Raw genomic sequence first — 1,894 nt, 5'->3', positions numbered from 1 at the left:
CCACCACAGGGGACTTTCACCCCATTAGATCACACCCATGCTGGGCGTACACAACGCGCTGGAGCGGACGGGTGAAAAATCTCGGTGTTGATGCAAAGGTTATCTGTCGCCGCTCAGCTAAGCCGATAGATGGAGAGAGTGCATTTTCTTAAAACGAGGATTCAATCAAAGTGATTTCTTTTAGACCGTTGGTTGCTTCCGATCTGCCAATGCTACATGAGTGGCTACATCGATCGCATGTCTCAGAATGGTGGGACAATCCTAAAACTTACGCCGATGTGGAGTGTGAGTATCTACCTTCTATAACCGGCGAATCGACCACACAAGCTTACATTGCTTTACTTGAAAATGAACCTATTGGATTTATCCAGTCTTACATCGTGATGGGAGCGGGGGATGGGTGGTGGGAACAGGAAACCGATCCGGGTGCGAGAGGCATTGACCAGTTTCTATGTAACTCGGAGCAACTTGGTCGCGGTTTGGGTCGTGCAATGATTCAGACCTTCGTAGAGCAACTTTTCCAAGATCCGGCAGTGACCAAAGTGCAGACCGACCCTTCACCCAACAATGAGCGGGCAATTCGATGCTATCGACGAGCCGGATTTGTGGATGTGGGTGAGGTGATCACGCCGGATGGGTTAGCGCTACTGATGGTTAAAGCGCGATCGCTAAGTTAAATAACACTGATTTGGAGGAGGATTGATGCAGATCACCACATCCGCTATCTCACTCAACGTCGATGATGTCACAGCGTCGGCTGAGTTCGTCAAGCAGCATTTTGGTTTCAGTGAAGAGATGTCTGCGGATGGCTTCGTGTCACTCTCGCGGCAAGATGCTGGTTTCAACTTGATTTTCTTGCAAACTGAGCTAGAAACCTTCAAACCCGTTGCCATGCGCGGACATCGAGCAGATGGTTTGCTCAGGGGTAATGAGATCCGCCCAGCCCTCGATCAACACTACCGCTTTCTTCATTAGCGATCGCTGTTCTCGGCGAGAAGAGTTGAGAACCTTACCAATATTAGGATTTGACGCATTACATTCACATTTCACGACTCAATCAAGATTTAAACCGACATGGGTTCCAAATCGGTTCGTATCCTACGCCTAAAGCTGCCTAGCAAAATTGAAGAGAAGCTGTCAGATTATGTAAAAGGAATTCTTGGCAGTTGCTCAGATAATATTGTGAACCTGTTCAAGCGTCTGTGTCTTCTTCAGAAACAACTGCTGCCGCGATCGTATCTAGTTTCATCTCTAACTGCTCGATGCTGGGTAAACTTTGCTGAAACGGTTCCGGTAAAGAGCCTTTGAGTTGATAGGTTGAAATGCCGATCGGCTTATTCACATCGCGAAGCGCATATTCAGCAGCCGTCATCTTTCTACCCTTGCAAAGGATGATCCCGATCGTTGGCTTGTCATCAGCGCAATTATCCGCAAACACCGTCCTGGACTTATCAATGATTCAATGATTGTCACATCTGCTTTGGTTGAGTATGCACTAGCTTTAGAGTCAAATAAAACGCATCAGTCAAGCAATTACAACACGCCCTATGGGATGACAATTGTGCGAACAGGTCAGGTACCTCATGAGGTCGGAATATTTGAGTTTCTTATTGAGAACTTAAAGCACATTGCTGGAATTATTGGTCATATCGACAGTGAGGATGATGATTTCCTAGGTTACATTTCGCGCGGTAAAAAACCTGTCTACACTTTTGTCTTAAAAGGGAAGGGATTTACTGATTTTGAGTTTATTCATGTAGCAACTGATAATTCTTCTTTGTTTGAAGAATGTTTGACGCTACTTGTATTGGACTTTAAGAATCATTGTGATGGTATTCGCTTTAATCTCATCAGGGGTAAATTCCCCGCCCCTTGGGGCGTAAGAAGGCTCAGA

4 protein-coding genes are annotated in these 1,894 nt (G+C 46.1%); 3 read left to right on the top strand and 1 reads right to left on the bottom strand.

Going from position 1 to position 1,894, the window contains the following annotated elements; translation table 11 throughout:
• The first annotated feature begins 170 nt into the window (after positions 1 to 170).
• Positions 171 to 677 (top strand): GNAT family N-acetyltransferase, encoded by a 507-nt coding sequence (locus ACKFKF_RS34950; RefSeq protein ID WP_446868551.1) that lies wholly within the window; start codon positions 171 to 173, stop codon positions 675 to 677.
• Positions 678 to 702: 25 nt separating this feature from the next.
• Complete coding sequence (locus tag ACKFKF_RS34945) at positions 703 to 975, top strand: hypothetical protein (protein WP_446871925.1); 273 nt, start codon at positions 703 to 705, stop codon at positions 973 to 975.
• Between the two features lie 217 nt (positions 976 to 1,192).
• Here ACKFKF_RS34945 and ACKFKF_RS34940 read toward each other — a convergent pair whose 3' ends face one another.
• Entirely contained in the window at positions 1,193 to 1,438 is a 246-nt protein-coding gene (locus tag ACKFKF_RS34940) for a PDDEXK nuclease domain-containing protein (RefSeq protein ID WP_446871924.1), read from the bottom strand.
• 24 nt (positions 1,439 to 1,462) lie between these two features.
• Between ACKFKF_RS34940 and ACKFKF_RS34935 the strand changes: the two genes are divergently transcribed.
• Positions 1,463 to 1,894: hypothetical protein (locus ACKFKF_RS34935; RefSeq protein WP_446871923.1), on the top strand; the 432-nt coding region annotated here is incomplete at its 3' end.

This window comes from Phormidesmis sp. 146-12 (genome assembly GCF_052939495.1).
The sequence above is the reverse complement of the archived record's forward strand: the minus strand, read 5'-3'. Positions and strand labels throughout refer to the sequence as shown.

Bases quoted from the DNA above. Each gene is read 5' to 3' on its own strand.
- ACKFKF_RS34945 (WP_446871925.1), top strand. From the start codon at position 703: ATGCAGATCACCACATCCGCTATCTCACTCAACGTCGATGATGTCACA.